We start from the raw sequence: 19631 nt of genomic DNA, 5'->3' as shown, positions 1-19631 counted from the left end.
ACCCTTTCCTCAAACCGCGATCATATGTAGATACAGTATATATCAATCTACATTGTAGATACGAGCAAGTTTCGGCCTAACTCCCGTGCAACCGACGCGCGTCGATAACATCCGGTACCTGGTTGAGTTTACCCAGCACGCGCCCCAGCACTTGCAGGTTGTAAATCTCAATGGTCATGTCGATGGTCGCCAGTTGCTGTTTGGTGTCGCTACGGCTGGCAACGCCAAGTACGTTCACCTTCTCGTTGGCGAGAATGGTCGTGATATCACGTAACAACCCACTACGATCATTAGCCACCACGCGGACCACCAGCGAATATCCGGCGGAGTAGCTCTCGCCCCATACCGCGTCAACAATGCGTTCTGGCGCATGGGAGCGCAGTTCCGCCAATTGTTCGCAATCGGCGCGGTGTACTGAAATACCGCGCCCCTGGGTAATGAAGCCGACAATCTCATCTCCAGGAATCGGCTGGCAGCAGCGCGCGATGTGGTGCATCAGGTTACCGACCCCTTCTACCACCACACGACCGTTATCTTTACTGCGGTTTTGCGGCGTGTAGCTTTTTTGCTGAAGCTGTTTCAGCGCGGCGGCGTCCTGCTCTTCGGCACTCGGCTTATTAAATTGCGATTGCAGGAAGTTCACCATCTGATTGAGACGGATATCCCCGCCACCAATCGCCGCCAGCAACTCGTCGACATCATTGAAGTTGTAACGCGGCAGCAGATGTTTTTCTGCTTCTTTCAGGCTGATCCCCAGATGTTCCAGCTCGTCGTCAAGAATTTGCCGCCCAGCCAGAATGTTTTTGTCACGGTCCTGTTTACGGAACCAGGCGTGAATTTTCGAACGCCCACGGCTGGTTGTGACGTAACCGAGGTTTGGGTTTAACCAGTCACGGCTGGGGTTCGGCTGTTTCTGGGTGATAATTTCAATCTGGTCGCCCATCTGCAGCTGGTAGGTGAACGGCACAATGCGCCCGCCAATTTTTGCCCCGATGCAGCGGTGTCCGACATCACTGTGGATGTGGTAAGCGAAGTCCAGCGGCGTTGATCCCGCAGGCAAATCAACGACATCACCTTTCGGCGTAAAGACGTACACTCGGTCGTCAAAGACCTGACTACGTACTTCGTCGAGCATTTCGCCGGAATCAGCCATCTCTTCCTGCCACGCAATCAGTTTACGCAGCCAGGCAATCCGGTCTTCATGTCCCGAACGTGCGCCGCCAGCAGCCGCGCCCTCTTTATATTTCCAGTGCGCAGCAACACCCAACTCTGCATCTTCATGCATCTGTTTGGTGCGGATTTGGATCTCAACGGTTTTGCCACCCGGCCCCAGAACCACGGTATGAATGGACTGATAACCGTTTGGTTTCGGGTTAGCGACGTAATCGTCAAACTCATCCGGCAGGTGGCGATAGTGAGTGTGCACTATCCCCAGTGCGGCATAACAATCCTGTAAACGCTCGGCGACAATACGTACCGCACGCACATCAAACAGCTCATCGAAGGCGAGGTTCTTTTTCTGCATTTTGCGCCAGATACTGTAGATGTGTTTCGGACGGCCATACACTTCAGCTTTAACGCCTTCAGCTTTCATCTCAGCGCGCAGATGGCCGACAAACTCTTCGATATAGTGTTCGCGGTCGAGACGGCGTTCATGCAGCAGTTTTGCGATGCGTTTGTATTCGGTCGGGTGGAGATAACGGAAGCAGTAATCTTCCAGCTCCCATTTCAGTTGCCCAATCCCAAGACGGTTCGCCAACGGCGCGTAGATATTGGTGCACTCTTTTGCCGCCAGTACGCGTTCATCTTCCGGCGCATCTTTTACTTCGCGCAGGTGAGCAATACGCTCCGCCAGTTTGATGACCACGCAGCGAAAATCATCGACCATCGCCAATAACATCCGGCGAACGTTATCGACCTGTTCGGAGGAAACAGAATCAGTGTGCGTCGCTTTCAGCTGGCGGATCGCCGCCATATCACGCACGCCGTGAATAAGGTTAACGACCGACTTACCGACGCTCTCACGCAGCACATCTTCGCTGACTACGTTGGCATCAGCCAGAGGGAACAGCAGCGCCGCCCGCAGCGTGTCAATGTCCATACTTAATGTCGAGAGGATCTCCACCATCTCAACACCACGCCACAATAACAGACTGGCATCCGGATGCCCCTGCGTCTGTTGCAGACAATACGCCCAGGTTTCGGCTAAGCACTCACACGACTTCTGGCTGGTAATACCCAGACTTGCGATCCATTTTTCCGGATCAAATTCACCAGCCTTATTGATATGTGCACTTCTTACCGCAACCATCGTCCTCTCCTTTAGGGACCAGACCTGCCGAAATCGGCAAATCGTAACTATTTAACGCGCGAGAAAAGTACCATCGATTCCAGATGTCCCGTGTGTGGGAACATATCCAGCATCGCCAGTCGCGCAATGGTATATCCTGCTTTTAATAACGCTTCGCTATCCCGAGCCAGCGTTGCAGGGTTACAGGATACATAAACTATACGAATAGGTTCCAGTTTTATAATTTGCTGCATAACACCTGCGGCACCTGCTCGCGCCGGGTCCAGCAACACTTTATCGAAGCCGTTTTTCGCCCACGGCTGCTTTGTGACATCTTCTTCAAGATTTTCGTGATAAAACGTCACATTCTGTAAGCCATTAAGACGCGCATTCTGCTGGCCTTTTTCCACCAGCGCCGGAACACCTTCTACACCCACCACACTGGCAGCTTGTGTCGCCAATGGCAGTGTAAAGTTGCCCATACCGCAGAACAGATCCAGTACGCAATCTTCAGGTTCCACATCCAGCCATTCCAACGCACGCGCTACCATTTTCTGGTTCACACCCGCATTGACCTGAATAAAATCGCGCGGGCTAAAAGTTAAGCGCAACCCATTTGAGTCATACCAGGGCATCTCACCAGAGACGGTTTCGAGTATCTCACTATCGGGGGCGAGATACAGATCCAGGCCTTCAGAATGCGAAAAGCATTCCAGTTTTTCGCGATCTGCCGAACTTAGCGGTGCGGTATGGCGCAAAATCATTAGCGTGCCGCTGGTTGCCTGTACCAGTTCAACATGACCAAGATGGCGCATAGCTTGTAAGCTGCCCAGGCATGCCCTGACTTTGGGCAGCAATGCTTCAAGTTGGGGCACTAAAATGGGGCATTGTTTAACGTCGACAATGTCACTGGAGCCCGCTTTGCGAAACCCCATCTGAAGTTGCTGTGTTTTCGGTAAGTAGTTCAGACTTAAACGCGCGCGACGGCGATAGCCCCAGGGAACATCGGCGATCACTTCAGAGACTTCGTGTTTCATTAATCGGGCGAGTGCCGCACTTTTGCTTCGCTGCTGTAAATCCACACTGGCGTGTTGTTGCTGACAGCCGCCGCATACGCCAAAATGAGGACAGCGTGGCGTTTCGCGTTCCGGGCTATCGCTTAATCGGCGTACGACTTTAGCGCGGGCATACTGTTTTTTATCTTCAGTAACAGTAACTTCCGCGTTTTCCTGCGGCAATAATCCGGGGATAAATAATGTTTTGCCGTTATGTCGCGCCACACCCTGACCAAAAGAGTCGAGGTCGTTGACTGAAACGGTTATGATCTGACGCGTCGTCGTGCGTCGTTTTGCAGAGTAGAATTGCGCCATTGGCGAGACTTTCTCAATTTAACAGTGTGACCTTAATTGTCCCATAACGGAACTCCATGACCAACTACAGCCTGCGCGCACGCATGATGATTCTGATCCTGGCACCGACCGTCCTTATTGGTTTATTGCTGAGTATCTTTTTCGTCGTGCATCGCTATAACGACTTGCAGCGTCAACTGGAAGATGCCGGTGCCAGCATTATTGAGCCGCTTGCAGTTTCTACTGAATATGGCATGAGTCTGCAAAATCGCGAATCTATCGGTCAGTTAATAAGCGTACTGCATCGTCGCCATTCTGATATTGTTCGCGCGATTTCGGTTTATGATGAAAATAACCGACTCTTTGTCACCTCCAATTTTCATCTTGATCCCTCATCAATGCAGCTCGGCAGCAACGTGCCGTTTCCTCGCCAGCTCACTGTCACTCGTGACGGCGATATAATGATCCTCCGCACGCCGATTATTTCTGAAAGTTACTCCCCCGACGAATCGCCCAGTAGCGATGCCAAAAATAGTCAAAATATGCTGGGATATATTGCGCTGGAGCTGGATCTTAAATCGGTTCGCTTGCAGCAATATAAAGAGATCTTTATTTCCAGCGTGATGATGCTGTTTTGTATCGGTATTGCGCTTATTTTTGGCTGGCGCTTAATGCGCGATGTAACCGGTCCGATTCGCAACATGGTGAATACCGTCGACCGCATCCGTCGCGGGCAACTCGACAGCCGGGTGGAAGGTTTTATGCTCGGCGAACTGGATATGCTGAAAAACGGTATCAACTCGATGGCAATGTCGCTGGCGGCTTATCACGAAGAGATGCAACACAATATCGACCAGGCGACGTCCGATCTGCGTGAGACGCTGGAGCAAATGGAGATTCAGAACGTTGAGTTGGATCTGGCGAAAAAGCGCGCCCAGGAAGCGGCGCGTATTAAATCCGAGTTTCTGGCAAATATGTCACACGAGCTGCGTACACCACTGAATGGTGTTATTGGCTTTACCCGCCTGACGCTGAAAACAGAATTAACACCAACGCAGCGCGATCACCTGAATACGATTGAACGTTCGGCAAATAATTTGCTGGCAATTATTAATGATGTTCTCGACTTCTCGAAACTGGAAGCCGGTAAGCTGATTCTGGAAAGTATTCCATTCCCACTACGCAGCACGCTGGATGAAGTCGTTACCCTGCTGGCACATTCTTCTCACGATAAAGGGCTGGAACTGACGCTCAATATTAAAAGCGACGTGCCTGATAACGTGATCGGCGACCCACTACGATTACAGCAAATCATCACTAACCTGGTAGGGAATGCAATTAAATTCACCGAGAATGGCAACATTGATATTCTGGTAGAAAAACGTGCGCTGAGTAATACCAAAGTGCAAATTGAAGTGCAGATTCGGGATACCGGCATTGGTATTCCTGAACGCGATCAATCGCGCTTATTCCAGGCCTTCAGACAGGCTGATGCCAGTATTTCCCGCCGTCATGGTGGCACCGGGCTGGGGCTGGTGATTACACAAAAACTGGTTAATGAAATGGGCGGCGATATTTCGTTCCATAGCCTGCCGAATCGTGGTTCAACTTTCTGGTTCCACATTAATCTCGATCTGAACCCGAACATTATTATCGAAGGGCCATCCACCCAGTGCCTCGCTGGTAAGCGCCTGGCCTATGTCGAACCAAACTCCGCAGCAGCACAATGCACGCTGGATATTTTAAGTGAAACGCCGCTGGAAGTGGTTTATAGCCCAACGTTCTCCGCGCTGCCTCCCGCGCATTACGACATGATGTTATTAGGCATAGCGGTGACCTTCCGCGAGCCGCTAACAATGCAACATGAGCGATTAGCGAAAGCAGTATCGATGACCGATTTCCTGATGCTGGCACTTCCTTGCCATGCACAAGTCAATGCTGAAAAACTTAAGCAAGATGGTATCGGCGCGTGTCTGCTGAAACCATTAACACCTACGCGCCTGTTGCCTGCCCTGACGGAATTTTGTCATCACAAACAAAACACGCTTTTGCCTGTAACCGATGAAAGTAAGCTGGCAATGACAGTCATGGCGGTTGATGACAACCCCGCTAACCTGAAACTTATCGGCGCATTGCTGGAAGATATGGTGCAACATGTGGAACTTTGCGATAGCGGGCATCAGGCGGTTGAACGGGCGAAACAGATGCCGTTCGATTTAATCTTAATGGATATTCAAATGCCGGACATGGACGGCATTCGGGCATGTGAGCTCATCCACCAGCTCCCGCATCAGCAGCAAACGCCGGTTATCGCGGTAACGGCGCATGCGATGGCCGGGCAAAAAGAGAAACTGCTTGGCGCGGGGATGAGTGATTATCTGGCCAAACCGATCGAAGAAGAGCGATTGCATAATTTGCTGTTGCGCTACAAGCCTGGCAGCGGTATTTCCTCTCGCGTCGTGACGCCCGAAGTCAACGAAATTGTGGTCAACCCGAATGCGACCCTCGACTGGCAACTGGCACTACGCCAGGCAGCAGGAAAAACCGATTTAGCGCGCGATATGCTGCAAATGTTACTCGATTTCCTGCCTGAAGTTCGCAACAAAGTTGAGGAACAGCTGGTTGGAGAAAACCCGGAAGGCCTGGTTGATTTGATTCATAAACTGCATGGCAGTTGCGGCTATAGCGGTGTACCGCGTATGAAGAATCTCTGCCAACTGATCGAACAACAGCTACGTAGCGGTACTAAAGAAGAAGATTTAGAGCCGGAGCTGCTGGAACTGTTGGACGAGATGGATAATGTAGCGCGCGAAGCCAGCAAAATTCTCGGGTAATGGACGTCTTGTCGAGTAGCAACCGGATTTTTATGACGCTGGTTTCAGATTGGTGACAAGTGCCTGTGTTTATGCCGGATGCGGCGTTAACGCCTTATCCGGCCTGCAAAACCAATTAAATTCAATGAATTAAAAAATGATGTAGCCCTGATACGTAGCGCAACAGGCAATTTTGCGTTTGGCATCAGTCTCAAACCGGCTCCAGATAGAGCCGGTTTTGGTTTTCTGTCTTAACGCACCATGCACGGACGCTTGTTATCGAACGTCCAGCCGGGGATCAGGTACTGCATTCCCATCGCATCGTCACGCGCGCCAAGCCCGTGTTTCTGATACAGCTCGTGCGCTTTCATCACTTGATCCATATCGATTTCTACACCCAGCCCCGGTTTTTCTGGCACCTGAACCAGACCGCCTTTGATCTCTAACGGTTCTTTGGTCAGGCGCTGATTACCTTCCTGCCAGATCCAGTGCGTATCAATCGCGGTGATTTTACCCGGTGCGGCAGCGGCAACATGGGTAAACATCGCCAGGGAAATATCGAAGTGGTTGTTGGAGTGTGAACCCCAGGTCAGGCCAAATTCATGACACATTTGCGCCACACGTACCGAACCTTGCATCGTCCAGAAATGCGGATCCGCAAGCGGGATATCAACGGATTGCAACGAGAGCGTATGGCCCATCTGCCGCCAGTCGGTGGCGATCATATTGGTTGCGGTCGGCAGGCCAGTTGCGCGACGGAACTCTGCCATCACTTCACGCCCGGAGAAACCTTGCTCCGCACCACACGGATCTTCTGCATAAGCCAGCGAACCTTTCAGGTATGTACCGATTTTAATCGCTTCTTTCAGCGACCAGGCACCGTTAGGATCGAGCGTAATACGCGCCTGCGGGAAACGTTGCGCCAGTGCCACAATAGATTCGGCTTCTTCTTCCCCGGCCAGTACACCGCCTTTCAGTTTGAAATCGTTGAAGCCATATTTTTCATACGCCGCTTCCGCCAGGCGCACCACCGCATCCGGCGTCATCGCTTCTTCATGACGCAGGCGATACCAGTCGCATGAGTCATCCGGCTGGCTTTGATACGGCAGCGGTGTAGCTTTGCGATTGCCGACGAAGAACAGATAACCGAGCATTTCGACTTCGCTACGCTGTTGACCATCGCCCAGCAGCGATGCCACGTTTACCCCCAGATGCTGCCCCAGCAGATCCAGCATTGCCGCTTCTATCCCGGTAACTACATGAATAGTGGTACGCAAATCAAATGTCTGCAAACCGCGCCCACCGGCATCACGATCGGCAAAAGTATTACGCACCAGCGTCAGAACGTTTTTGTATTCACCCAGCGTTTTACCCACCACCAGCGGAATCGCATCTTCCAGCGTTTTACGGATTTTCTCGCCGCCGGGAATTTCCCCTACGCCAGTGTGACCGGAATTATCTTTGATAATCACAATATTACGCGTGAAGAACGGTGCATGTGCACCACTCAGATTCATCAGCATACTGTCATGACCCGCCACCGGGATGACCTGCATTTCAGTAACAACAGGCGTCGTAAATTGAGAACTCATATTTATGTCCTTTTTCAGAATCAATGACGGCCGAAAACGGGACGTTTACGGTCAAAGGTCCAGCCGGGGATCAGGTACTGCATCGGGCCTGCGTCGTTACGCGCACCGCCAGGCAGACGTTTATAGGCCTCATGTGCCTTTTGTACCTGTTCCCAGTCCAGTTCCACGCCCAGACCGGGCGCATCAGGAACGGCAATTTTTCCGTTTTTAATCTCCAGCGGATTTTTGGTCAGACGACAATCGCCCTCCTGCCAAATCCAGTGGGTATCGATAGCGGTAGGATTACCCGGTGCCGCCGCGCCCACATGGGTAAACATCGCCAGAGAGATATCAAAGTGGTTATTAGAATGGCAGCCCCAGGTCAGCCCCCAGTCGTCGCAAAGTTGCGCCACGCGGACTGCACCGGAAAGCGTCCAGAAGTGCGGATCGGCAAGTGGAATATCTACCGCATTGAGCATCACCGCATGACCCATTTCGCGCCAGTTGGTGGCGATCATGTTGGTCGCGACGGGCAAGCCGGTCGCCCGTCGAAACTCCGCCATCACTTCACGACCGGAGAAACCCTGCTCAGCGCCGCACGGGTCTTCCGCATAGGTAAGGACATCATTCAGCCCTTTGCACAGAGAAATGGCTTCATCAAGCAGCCAGGCACCATTGGGATCAACGGTAATCCGCGCATCAGGGAAGCGTTTCTTCAATGCACGAACAGTGTCGATTTCTTGCTCGCCAGGTAACACGCCACCCTTAAGTTTGAAATCTTTAAAGCCATAGCGATCCTGTGAGGCTTCCGCCAGACGCACAACGGCTTCGCTGTTCATCGCTTTCTGATGCCGCAACTGATACCACTCATGGTTGCCCGGCGTATTTTCCAGATAAGGAAGATCGGTTTTGGTCCGATCACCGATATAAAACAGATAACCGAGAACGGTAATAGCATCACGTTGCTTGCCTGGCCCTAACAGTTCGCAGACCGGAACATTCAGCGCCTGACCTAACAGGTCAAGCAAGGCGGCTTCCAGCGCCGCCACGGCATTAACGCGCAATTCAAAAGTCCAGGCACCTTTGCCGAAGGTATCAAAATCGGCTGCCTGATTACCTTTATGCACCTGCTGAACCACTTTATTCAGGCGCGCAACTTCCTGGCCCAGCACCATCGGAATAGCCTTGACCAGTGTTTGATAAATCACCTCTCCGCCCGGCGCTTCACCAATGCCGGTATGCCCGGCATTATCGGTGAGTACCACAATATTGCGGGTGAAATATGCGTTATGTGCACCACCAATATTAAGCAACATGCTGTCATGTCCGGCGACCGGAATGACTTTCATATCAGTAATAACAGGACTGGATTGTGTCGTCATCTTATTGCCCCGCGACAGGTTTCAGCTCAATACGCTTGATATCGCCCACCAGCACCAGGTAGCTGAGTACCGCGATTAAGGCATGAACACCAACATAAATCAGCGCCCCATTAAAGGAGCCAGTCGTGCCAACGATATAACCAATTGCGATTGGCGTGACGATGCCAGAAATGTTACCAAACATGTTAAACAGGCCACCGGAAAGACCGCTGATCTCTTTTGGCGCAGTATCAGCCATTACAGCCCAACCCAGCGCACCGATCCCCTTACCGAAGAAGGCCAGCGCCATAAAGCCGATGATCATCCACTCAACGTTGACGTAGTTGCAGAACACCATCACCATCGACAACAACATGCCCATCACGATCGGTGTTTTACGCGCAATGTTCAGTGAACCCGTGCGACGCATCAGCCAGTCGGAAATAATCCCACCCAGCACACCGCCGATAAAACCGCAAACCGCCGGAACGGAAGCCACAAAGCCCGCTTTCAGAATCGACATCCCGCGCGCCTGCACCAGATAAACCGGGAACCAGGTAATAAAAAAGTAAGTCAGGGCGTTGATACAGTACTGACCGATATAAACGCCGATCATCATCCGTGACCCGAGCAGCTGTTTGATCTGCCCCCACTTCACGCTAAACGGCACTTTAACTTTGGTGTTTTGCTGATCCATATTGATCAGCGCGCCACCCGCGGCGATGTACTCCAGCTCTTTCTGATTTACGCCCGGATGTTGATTTGGCTCGTGGATGACTTTCAACCAGATAAAGCTGATGACAATGCCCAGACCGCCCATAAAGAAAAAGACGTGTGACCAGCCCACTTCATGCGTCAGCCAGCCCATAATCGGCGCGAAGATAACCGTTGCGAAGTATTGAGCGGAGTTAAAAATCGACACCGCCGTTCCCCTTTCCTGCGCCGGAAACCAGGCCGCAACAATGCGACTGTTGCCGGGGAAAGAGGGCGCTTCAGCAAGCCCGACCAGGAAGCGCAGCGTAAACAGGGCAACGATAATGCCGAATCCACTAAAGATATCGACGAAGCCTTGCAGCAAGGTAAACATCGACCAGATAAAGATCGACCAGAAGTAGACGCGTTTTGAACCAAAACGATCCAGCAACCAGCCACCAGGGATCTGCCCGATAACATACGCCCATGAGAAGGCAGAGAACACATAGCCCATTCCCACGGGATCAAGGCCGATATCTTTGGCCATTTCCGAACCGGCAATAGAAAGCGTAGCGCGGTCGCCGTAGTTGAAGGATGTGACGATAAACAACATCACCACTATCCAGTAACGAGCATTCGTGCGTTTTTCCACACTGCTCGCAGCCTGACTTAAAGAACTCATTGTTGCACTCCTGAAAATTCGCGTTAGCCACGCTCACTCTGGACTGCGACATCGCCAGGAAATCAGAGGTGACGTAGGGTGTTTTTGCCGTTTTTATAGGTCGTTCACCGAATACGGCGCGTGTTTATATCTGGCAATAGCAGTATAAAAAGCGCGCCATAGCGGCTCACCGTGCAACAACACAACATTAATGCGTTCAATGAGGCCCGATTTTGGCATTAGCCCTGGACGGTGGAATCCACTTCACGGAAATGAAAACAAGAACAAGAAAGGAAGGGTTAAAACGAAGAAATAAAGAAGAGTATGAAATGGATCGCTTGACTCCAGGCAAACGCCAGTAAAAATCCGCGCTATGAAGCAGTTTTTACTGGCATTTGCCTGAAAAGATTCGATTCAGCACCGCTAAAACGGCATTTACCGCTCGCTGAACATATCAGGACAACATCGTGCCCCAATGTTCAACCCACGGATTTGATTCCGTTTCCGGTTCCGGGTTCTCACTGGCGTCAATCAACAGCATTTCGCCAACCCGCTGAGCGCTCTGTTCCTGCAACAAGGCATCGAACTGTTTGCCGCCATTGCAGAAATTCACATAACTACTGTCGCCGAGCGCAATCACGCCATAACGCAGATTCGGCTGGAAGCCCAGACTATCTTTGATTCCCTGAAAGAGTGGCACAATGCTATCAGGAAGGTCGCCCTGCCCGGTCGTGGACGTAACCACCAGAACATACTTATCCTGATAGGGCAGCCAGTCGCTTAATTCAGGATCTTCAAATACCGTTGCTTTGTGGCCCTGCGCGGTCAGAATCGCTTCCGCTTCTTCGGCCACTAACAGTGAATTCCCGTACATGGTGCCGACAAAAATACCAATTTCCGCCATACCGTTTTCTCCCTGGATTAGGAACTTATCTCTCCATCCTGACCCGATGGCGCACTGAACTCAACCCTTTCATTTTCAGGAAGCAGACCCCGCCAGCCAAATTGTGATAACGCCTGCATCCAGGTGTCGTCCAGGCCCGCGTGAATAGTCAGCGGCTCGCCAGTAAAAGGATGCGTCAATGACAACTGACTAGCATGCAGCATTAACCGCTGAAGGCCAAAATGTTCAGCACCGCTGCGATTCTGGCGTAAATCACCATGTTTGCTGTCGCCAATAATCGGGTGGCGCAAATGGGCAAGATGGCGACGGAGCTGGTGCTTACGTCCGGTTTTCGGCTCCAGTTCTACCAGGCCGTAGCGCGTGGTCGGGTAACGTCCGGTCGCTACCGGCATTTCTACGGTCGCCAGACCGCGATAATGCGTCACTGCTGGCTGCGGGCCTTTATCTTCGCGGGCAAATTTATCAGCGATTTTGTCCAGTTCTTCCACCAGTGGATAATCCAGCACCGCTTCTTCCATCAACCAGCCGCGCACAATCGCATGGTAACGTTTCTGGATTTGGTGCTGTTCAAACTGTTGTGCCAGCAGCCGTCCGGCCTCGCTGGATAATCCCATCAACAACACACCAGAAGTGGGTCGGTCCAGACGATGAGCAGTAAACACATGCTGGCCTATCAGGTCACGCACGGTTTGCATGACCACTACTTTCTCGTCGCGATCCAGCCAGCTGCGGTGAACCAGCCAGCCGGAGGGTTTATTTACCGCAACCAGCCATTCATCCTGATAGAGTATTTCCAGCATTAGCTCGCATCATCCGCAAAAAGAGCATCCAGTTTTTCCAGCTCAGCCAGAATAAGCGCGCGTTGCGGATGATCAGTCGCCAGCGCCATTTCATAATAGGGCGCAACAGCAAAAGCGCCCGGTAACGGCTGGTTGTTATCTAACAAATCGTGCATCCGCGGAATCAGTACCCATTGCAACCACTCCAGTGGTTCCATGGTGTCCATAAAGAACGGCTGGGTACTCGCAAATTGATGCGGCAGGGGTTCATCGTTTCGCCAGTGCTGATGTTCACGCAGTAACGCTTCAAGCGCCTGCAACTGGAGACGAACGCGGTCATGAGTGGTCATAAAGCAACCTCAATAAGAAAAACTGCCGCGAAGAATAGCAGGAATAAAAAAAGGGAGCACTGTATTCACAGTGCTCCCGGTTCGTTTCGCAGCATTCCGGCTACTTTTGTTGCTCCCTGCTCATCCTTGACAACTTTTCCTCTGGCCTTGCGGCCAATCGTTCATCCTGAACTATTGCTTCCTGCTCACACCACCCCGATGTGATACTTCATCCTGAAGTGTTCCTGGCCTTCCTGACCCACCGAATCATCCTGACCGGTTCTCATTCTCCATCCTGGAGGTGTCCTTTAACGCGTCCTGCGTCATCCTCTTCGCTTCATCCAGAAGCCTTTCCCTGAAACACCATCCTGGTGTGTCCTTCAGAAGTGTCATCATCCTGATGTTCACTTCGTTGTCTGACTCCCTGTCGACGAAGATAGAATCGTCTTTTTCTCGAAGTCTTACAAGGCGCTTACAGACAATGCCTTAAGGATAATTTCATATGAAAGTTAAGAATTAACAAGCAACATTTTGTTTTTAAATGAAAATAACGATTCTTATCTTTTTAAGTATTCGCTTATTTCCTGGCGATCTCCTACAGAGTCTGTAAGAGATCTCTCACAACCAGATGGGGTATTTGGATTACAGAAGAGGCTTAAGTTGATTAAGGAATTCCGCAAGATTTGAGGCTAAATGCGTCCGTTTACGTGTTCCCAGCGTCTCTTTGCACACTTCACCGGAGAGATTACACACCGAGATGACCTCTAACTCTTCTTCCAGCGTCGCGATAAATAGCGTGGGCGGCAGTTTTAGCCTTTTCTGAGTCACCAGATGACCAATCAGATTTTCCTGCACCCGACGGAAGTCGTCTTCACTCCAGGTTTGCAGCAATGTCAGTTTGATATCGCCAAACTGCGCGTGCATATCCCCGGCAAACTGAGTCGTATAAAAGGTATGAATCGTGGGTTGTATCACAATATCAAAAGCGCGTTCAACCGCGTTTACATTTTGTTCCCCGGTAAACGGCTGGGGTTGCCAGTATACGGCATCTTCGGTAGTTGAAATAATGCACGGTGAAGGAACGCCGTACAGTTCCTCACTTAACGGCCAGCTTTTATGCTCTTCATGCCACGCATCGCAGTAGCGTGCAGTAAAATCTTTCAGGGCTTGTGCGGTCAAATCGTCCACTAATTTCTCTCTTCACTTAAACCAGATACACTTGTCGTTTAGTTTATCTGGTTTATGACGGTGAAACATGTCTTCTTATGCAAACCATCAGGCACTTGCGGGCCTGACACTTGGAAAATCAACCGATTACCGGGATACCTATGACGCCAGCCTACTGCAAGGCGTTCCACGCAGCCTGAATCGCGACCCGCTGGGTCTGAAAGCGGATAACCTGCCTTTTCACGGTACGGATATCTGGACGCTGTATGAACTTTCCTGGCTGAATGCGAAAGGTTTGCCGCAGGTCGCTGTCGGTCATGTTGAACTTGATTACACCAGCGTAAATCTGATTGAGTCGAAGAGTTTTAAGCTCTATCTCAACAGTTTTAACCAGACGCGTTTTAATAACTGGGATGAGGTGCGCCAGACGCTGGAGCGCGACTTAAGCACTTGCGCCCAGGGTAAGGTTAGCGTGGCGTTATATCGTCTTGATGAACTGGAAGGCCAGCCGATAGGTCATTTCAATGGCACCTGCATTGATGACCAGGATATCACTATCGATAACTATGAATTCACTACTGACTATCTGGAGAATGCCACCAGCGGTGAAAAAGTAGTGGAAGAGACGCTTGTCAGCCACCTGCTGAAATCAAATTGCCTGATCACCCATCAACCAGATTGGGGATCGATCCAAATTCAGTATCGTGGACGCCAAATTGACAGAGAAAAACTGCTGCGTTACCTGGTTTCTTTCCGTCATCACAACGAGTTCCACGAACAGTGCGTGGAACGCATCTTTAATGACCTGTTACGCTTCTGCCAGCCAGAGAAATTGAGCGTTTACGCACGTTATACCCGTCGTGGCGGTCTGGACATTAACCCGTGGCGCAGTAATAGCGATTTTGTCCCATCGACCACAAGACTGGTTCGGCAATAAATTTTTTCTCAATTTTGCGTGCTGGATTCACGCAGAAGGTTGTGAAAGGTCAGCAGGCAGGGCTATTGTAATCAAAGGGAATGACGATATTCGTCCCATAAGGAGTTTTTCTTGATTACACATATTAGCCCGCTTGGCTCCATGGATATGTTGTCGCAGCTGGAAGTGGATATGCTTAAACGCACCGCCAGCAGCGACCTCTATCAACTGTTTCGCAACTGTTCACTTGCCGTACTGAACTCCGGTAGTTTGACCGATAACAGCAAAGAATTGCTGTCTCGTTTTGAAAATTTCGATATTAACGTCCTGCGCCGTGAACGCGGCGTAAAGCTGGAACTGATAAATCCCCCGGAAGAGGCTTTTGTCGATGGGCGAATTATTCGCGCTTTGCAGGCCAACTTGTTCGCGGTTCTGCGTGACATTCTCTTCGTTTATGGGCAAATTCATAACACCGTTCGTTTTCCCAACCTGAATCTCGACAACTCCGTCCACATCACTAACCTGGTCTTTTCCATCTTGCGTAACGCTCGCGCGCTGCATGTCGGTGAAGCGCCAAATATGGTGGTCTGCTGGGGCGGTCACTCAATTAACGAAAACGAGTATTTGTATGCCCGTCGCGTCGGGAATCAGCTGGGCCTGCGTGAGCTGAATATCTGCACCGGCTGTGGTCCGGGAGCGATGGAAGCGCCGATGAAAGGTGCTGCGGTCGGACACGCGCAGCAGCGTTACAAAGACAGTCGCTTTATTGGTATGACAGAGCCGTCGATTATCGCCGCTGAACCGCCTAACCCGCTGGTCAACGAATTGATCATCATGCCAGATATCGAAAAACGTCTGGAAGCGTTTGTCCGTATCGCTCACGGTATCATTATCTTCCCTGGCGGTGTGGGTACAGCAGAAGAGTTGCTGTATTTGCTGGGAATTTTAATGAACCCGGCCAACAAAGATCAGGTTTTACCATTGATCCTCACCGGCCCGAAAGAGAGCGCCGACTACTTCCGCGTACTGGACGAGTTTGTCGTGCATACGCTGGGTGAAAACGCGCGCCGCCATTACCGCATCATCATTGATGACGCCGCTGAAGTCGCTCGTCAGATGAAAAAATCGATGCCGCTGGTGAAAGAAAATCGCCGCGACACTGGTGACGCTTACAGCTTTAACTGGTCAATGCGCATTGCGCCAGATTTGCAAATGCCGTTTGAGCCGTCTCACGAGAATATGGCTAATCTGAAGCTTTACCCGGATCAACCCGTTGAAGTGCTGGCTGCCGACCTGCGCCGTGCGTTCTCCGGTATTGTGGCGGGTAATGTAAAAGAAGTCGGTATTCGCGCCATTGAAGAGTTTGGTCCTTACAAAATCAACGGCGATAAAGAGATTATGCGTCGTATGGACGACCTGCTACAGGGTTTTGTTGCCCAGCATCGTATGAAGTTGCCAGGCTCAGCCTACATCCCTTGCTACGAAATCTGCACATAATCTCCCCTCCCCCGGTGACGTTTGTTGCCGGGTTTTCTCGTTTTTGGTCACTTACTCATCAACTCATTTCATTTGTTATATGAATGTTTCTTACCACCCTCACGCGACAAATATCACCACAGTTAATATGTCATACAATTTATGTTGGAACGCAAACGTTTCCCTATTTTCATAAACCACATTTTATCGCCATGAAAAAGAAATTATCGCCATGATTAACTAAAAGTATTGATTTTTTCAGTTCAACCTACATATATTGCGCGCCCCGTAAGAAGTCAGATGTCGTTTAATGGGTAAATATTGCCCTTAAATTCTCTTTTACTTTTGATTTACAGAGTAAAGCGTTGTGATTATCTATCTTCCAAGTAGATTATTGTATTTGGGATCAAGATCACTGATAGATACATAACTTGTGTGTATCTTTCCGCCCTCAAATTATTACGGTGGAAAATGATTAAGCCATCGCCGATAGACAGATTTCATTTTTACGGTCAGGCACCTTCCCGGGCTGAACTGGCTAAAAGCTGAATTATTTGCATTCCTCCAGGAGAAATAGATGGAAACGACTCAAACCAGCACGATTGCGTCGAAAGACTCTCGTAGTGCCTGGCGCAAGACAGACACCATGTGGATGCTGGGCCTTTACGGCACGGCAATCGGCGCGGGCGTGCTGTTCCTGCCAATCAACGCTGGTGTTGGCGGTATGATCCCGCTGATCATCATGGCTATCCTTGCGTTCCCGATGACGTTTTTTGCTCACCGCGGCCTGACTCGCTTCGTACTGTCTGGTAAAAACCCGGGCGAAGACATCACCGAGGTTGTAGAAGAACACTTTGGTATTGGCGCAGGTAAACTGATTACTCTGCTCTACTTCTTCGCTATCTACCCGATCCTGCTGGTTTATAGCGTGGCAATCACCAATACAGTTGAAAGCTTCATGTCTCACCAGCTGGGTATGACGCCACCGCCGCGTGCGATTCTGTCGCTGATCCTGATCGTGGGTATGATGACCATCGTTCGCTTCGGTGAGCAGATGATCGTTAAAGCGATGAGTATTCTGGTATTCCCGTTTGTTGGCGTACTGATGCTGCTGGCTCTGTACCTGATCCCGCAGTGGAACGGCGCAGCACTGGAAACGCTGTCTCTGGACACTGCATCTGCAACCGGAAACGGTCTGTGGATGACACTGTGGCTGGCAATTCCGGTAATGGTGTTCTCGTTCAACCACTCTCCGATCATCTCTTCTTTCGCCGTTGCGAAGCGTGAAGAGTACGGCGATATGGCAGAACAGAAATGCTCGAAGATCCTGGCATTCGCACACATCATGATGGTGCTGACCGTAATGTTCTTCGTCTTCAGCTGCGTACTGAGCCTGACTCCGGCAGACCTGGCTGCGGCTAAAGAGCAGAACATCTCGATTCTGTCTTACCTGGCTAACCACTTTAACGCGCCGATCATCGCGTGGATGGCTCCGATTATCGCGATTATCGCTATCACCAAATCCTTCCTCGGCCACTACCTGGGCGCACGTGAAGGCTTCAACGGTATGGTGATTAAATCTCTGCGTGGTAAAGGTAAGTCTATCGAAATCAACAAGCTGAACCGTATCACTGCGCTGTTCATGCTGGTAACGACCTGGATTGTTGCCACCCTGAACCCGAGCATCCTGGGTATGATTGAAACCCTGGGCGGCCCAATCATCGCGATGATCCTGTTCCTGATGCCGATGTACGCAATTCAGAAAGTACCGGCAATGCGTAAATACAGCGGTCACATCAGCAACGTATTCGTTGTCGTGATGGGTCTGATTGCAATCTCCGCAATCTTCTACTCTCTGTTCAGCTAAGTCCTTTCGCGCCGCTTTCGGGCGGCGCTTCCTCCGTTTTAACGCGATGTATTTCCTATGATTAGCGTATTCGATATTTTCAAAATCGGCATTGGCCCTTCCAGTTCTCATACCGTTGGACCAATGAAAGCGGGTAAACAATTTACCGACGATCTGATTGCCCGTAACCTGCTTAAAGACGTGACCCGCGTGGTGGTTGACGTGTACGGCTCGCTCTCTCTGACCGGTAAAGGCCACCACACAGATATCGCCATAATTATGGGTCTGGCGGGTAACCTGCCGGATACCGTGGATATCGATTCCATCCCTGGTTTTATTCAGGATGTGAATACTCATGGTCGCCTGATGCTGGCAAACGGTCAGCATGAAGTGGAGTTCCCGGTTGATCAGTGCATGAACTTCCATGCCGACAACCTTTCTCTGCATGAAAACGGTATGCGCATTACCGCGCTGGCGGGCGATAAAGTCGTTTACAGCCAGACTTATTACTCTATCGGCGGTGGCTTTATTGTTGATGAAGAACATTTTGGTCAGCAGGATAGCGCACCGGTTGAAGTTCCTTATCCGTACAGTTCAGCAGCCGATCTGCAAAAACATTGTCAGGAAACCGGGCTGTCACTCTCTGGCCTGATGATGAAAAACGAGCTGGCGCTGCACAGCAAAGAAGAGCTGGAACAGCACCTGGCGAACGTCTGGGAAGTCATGCGTGGCGGTATTGAGCGCGGTATTTCTACCGAAGGCGTGTTACCTGGCAAACTGCGCGTTCCACGCCGTGCTGCGGCACTACGCCGGATGCTGGTCAGCCAGGATAAAACCACCACTGACCCGATGGCGGTTGTTGACTGGATCAACATGTTTGCACTGGCAGTGAACGAAGAGAATGCTGCTGGCGGTCGCGTGGTGACTGCGCCGACTAACGGTGCGTGCGGGATTATTCCGGCCGTGCTGGCGTACTACGACAAGTTTATCCGCGAAGTGAACGCTAACTCACTGGCTCGTTACCTGCTGGTAGCCAGCGCCATTGGTTCTCTTTATAAGATGAACGCCTCGATTTCTGGTGCCGAAGTCGGCTGCCAGGGTGAAGTCGGCGTGGCGTGCTCAATGGCGGCAGCTGGTCTGGCAGAACTGTTAGGCGCAAGCCCAGCGCAGGTATGCATCGCGGCGGAAATCGCCATGGAGCACAACCTCGGTCTGACGTGTGACCCGGTCGCCGGGCAGGTACAGGTGCCGTGCATCGAGCGTAACGCCATTGCGGCAGTGAAAGCAGTAAACGCTGCACGTATGGCGCTGCGCCGTACCAGCGAGCCACGCGTCTGCCTCGACAAAGTTATCGAAACCATGTACGAAACAGGTAAAGATATGAACGCCAAGTACCGTGAAACGTCTCGCGGCGGCCTGGCAATGAAAATCGTTGCCTGCGATTAATCGCTCTCCAGAGGCCTCTTTTTGCGAGGC

14 protein-coding genes are annotated in these 19631 nt (G+C 51.1%); 5 read left to right on the top strand and 9 right to left on the bottom strand.

Going from position 1 to position 19631, the window contains the following annotated elements; all coding sequences use genetic code 11:
- Nucleotides 1-76: 76 nt before the first annotated feature.
- Together relA and rlmD are read right to left on the bottom strand one after the other, a co-directional pair.
- Nucleotides 77-2311 (bottom strand): GTP diphosphokinase, encoded by a 2235-nt coding sequence (gene relA, locus EAS44_RS06065; protein ID WP_000226815.1) that lies wholly within the window; start codon nt 2309-2311, stop codon nt 77-79.
- 47 nt (nt 2312-2358) lie between these two features.
- Nucleotides 2359-3660: a 23S rRNA (uracil(1939)-C(5))-methyltransferase RlmD gene (gene rlmD / locus EAS44_RS06060; RefSeq protein WP_000046816.1), complete on the bottom strand. Its 1302-nt coding sequence runs from the start codon at nt 3658-3660 to the stop codon at nt 2359-2361.
- Nucleotides 3661-3716: 56 nt separating this feature from the next.
- Here rlmD and barA point away from each other — a divergent pair, with 56 nt between their 5' ends.
- Nucleotides 3717-6473: a two-component sensor histidine kinase BarA gene (barA, locus tag EAS44_RS06055; RefSeq protein WP_000186431.1), complete on the top strand. Its 2757-nt coding sequence runs from the start codon at nt 3717-3719 to the stop codon at nt 6471-6473.
- 230 nt (nt 6474-6703) lie between these two features.
- On the opposite strand, the gene gudD is transcribed toward barA, so the two are convergent.
- From gudD to syd, 7 genes are all read right to left on the bottom strand, one after another.
- A complete protein-coding gene (gene gudD, locus EAS44_RS06050; RefSeq protein WP_000098250.1) occupies nt 6704-8044 on the bottom strand; it encodes a glucarate dehydratase in 1341 nt (446 codons plus the stop codon).
- Between the two features lie 20 nt (nt 8045-8064).
- On the bottom strand, nt 8065-9405 hold the full coding sequence (gene gudX / locus EAS44_RS06045; protein WP_000211789.1) for an enolase C-terminal domain-like protein: 1341 nt from the start codon (nt 9403-9405) through the stop codon (nt 8065-8067).
- A 1-nt stretch (nt 9406) separates the two neighbouring features.
- Entirely contained in the window at nt 9407-10759 is a 1353-nt protein-coding gene (gene gudP, locus EAS44_RS06040) for a galactarate/glucarate/glycerate transporter GudP (RefSeq protein ID WP_000097082.1), read from the bottom strand.
- Nucleotides 10760-11192: 433 nt separating this feature from the next.
- Complete coding sequence (gene yqcA, locus EAS44_RS06035; protein WP_000807752.1) at nt 11193-11642, bottom strand: flavodoxin; 450 nt, start codon at nt 11640-11642, stop codon at nt 11193-11195.
- A 17-nt stretch (nt 11643-11659) separates the two neighbouring features.
- Entirely contained in the window at nt 11660-12442 is a 783-nt protein-coding gene (truC, locus tag EAS44_RS06030; RefSeq protein WP_000889984.1) for a tRNA pseudouridine(65) synthase TruC, read from the bottom strand.
- Nucleotides 12442-12771, bottom strand: a complete 330-nt coding sequence (gene yqcC, locus EAS44_RS06025) for a YqcC family protein (RefSeq protein WP_000206982.1) — start codon at nt 12769-12771, stop codon at nt 12442-12444. The genes truC and yqcC overlap by 1 nt, the downstream gene beginning before the upstream one ends.
- Nucleotides 12772-13392: 621 nt before the next feature.
- Nucleotides 13393-13938, bottom strand: coding sequence for a SecY-interacting protein (gene syd / locus EAS44_RS06020; protein WP_000342431.1), 546 nt, complete (start codon nt 13936-13938; stop codon nt 13393-13395).
- 67 nt (nt 13939-14005) lie between these two features.
- On the opposite strand from syd, the gene queF reads away from it, so the two are divergent.
- From queF to sdaB, 4 genes are all read left to right on the top strand, one after another.
- Complete coding sequence (queF, locus tag EAS44_RS06015) at nt 14006-14854, top strand: NADPH-dependent 7-cyano-7-deazaguanine reductase QueF (RefSeq protein WP_000100430.1); 849 nt, start codon at nt 14006-14008, stop codon at nt 14852-14854.
- A gap of 111 nt (nt 14855-14965) precedes the next feature.
- Nucleotides 14966-16330 (top strand): nucleotide 5'-monophosphate nucleosidase PpnN, encoded by a 1365-nt coding sequence (gene ppnN, locus EAS44_RS06010; protein WP_000627995.1) that lies wholly within the window; start codon nt 14966-14968, stop codon nt 16328-16330.
- Nucleotides 16331-16886: 556 nt separating this feature from the next.
- Nucleotides 16887-18176: an HAAAP family serine/threonine permease SdaC gene (gene sdaC, locus EAS44_RS06005; protein ID WP_000450473.1), complete on the top strand. Its 1290-nt coding sequence runs from the start codon at nt 16887-16889 to the stop codon at nt 18174-18176.
- 57 nt (nt 18177-18233) lie between these two features.
- Entirely contained in the window at nt 18234-19601 is a 1368-nt protein-coding gene (gene sdaB / locus EAS44_RS06000) for an L-serine ammonia-lyase II (RefSeq protein ID WP_000626404.1), read from the top strand.
- The last annotated feature ends 30 nt before the right edge of the window (nt 19602-19631 follow it).

The organism is Escherichia coli DSM 30083 = JCM 1649 = ATCC 11775, assembly GCF_003697165.2.
Taxonomy (GTDB): Bacteria; Pseudomonadota; Gammaproteobacteria; order Enterobacterales; family Enterobacteriaceae; genus Escherichia; species Escherichia coli.
This window is presented reverse-complemented; position numbering and strand designations above follow the sequence as displayed.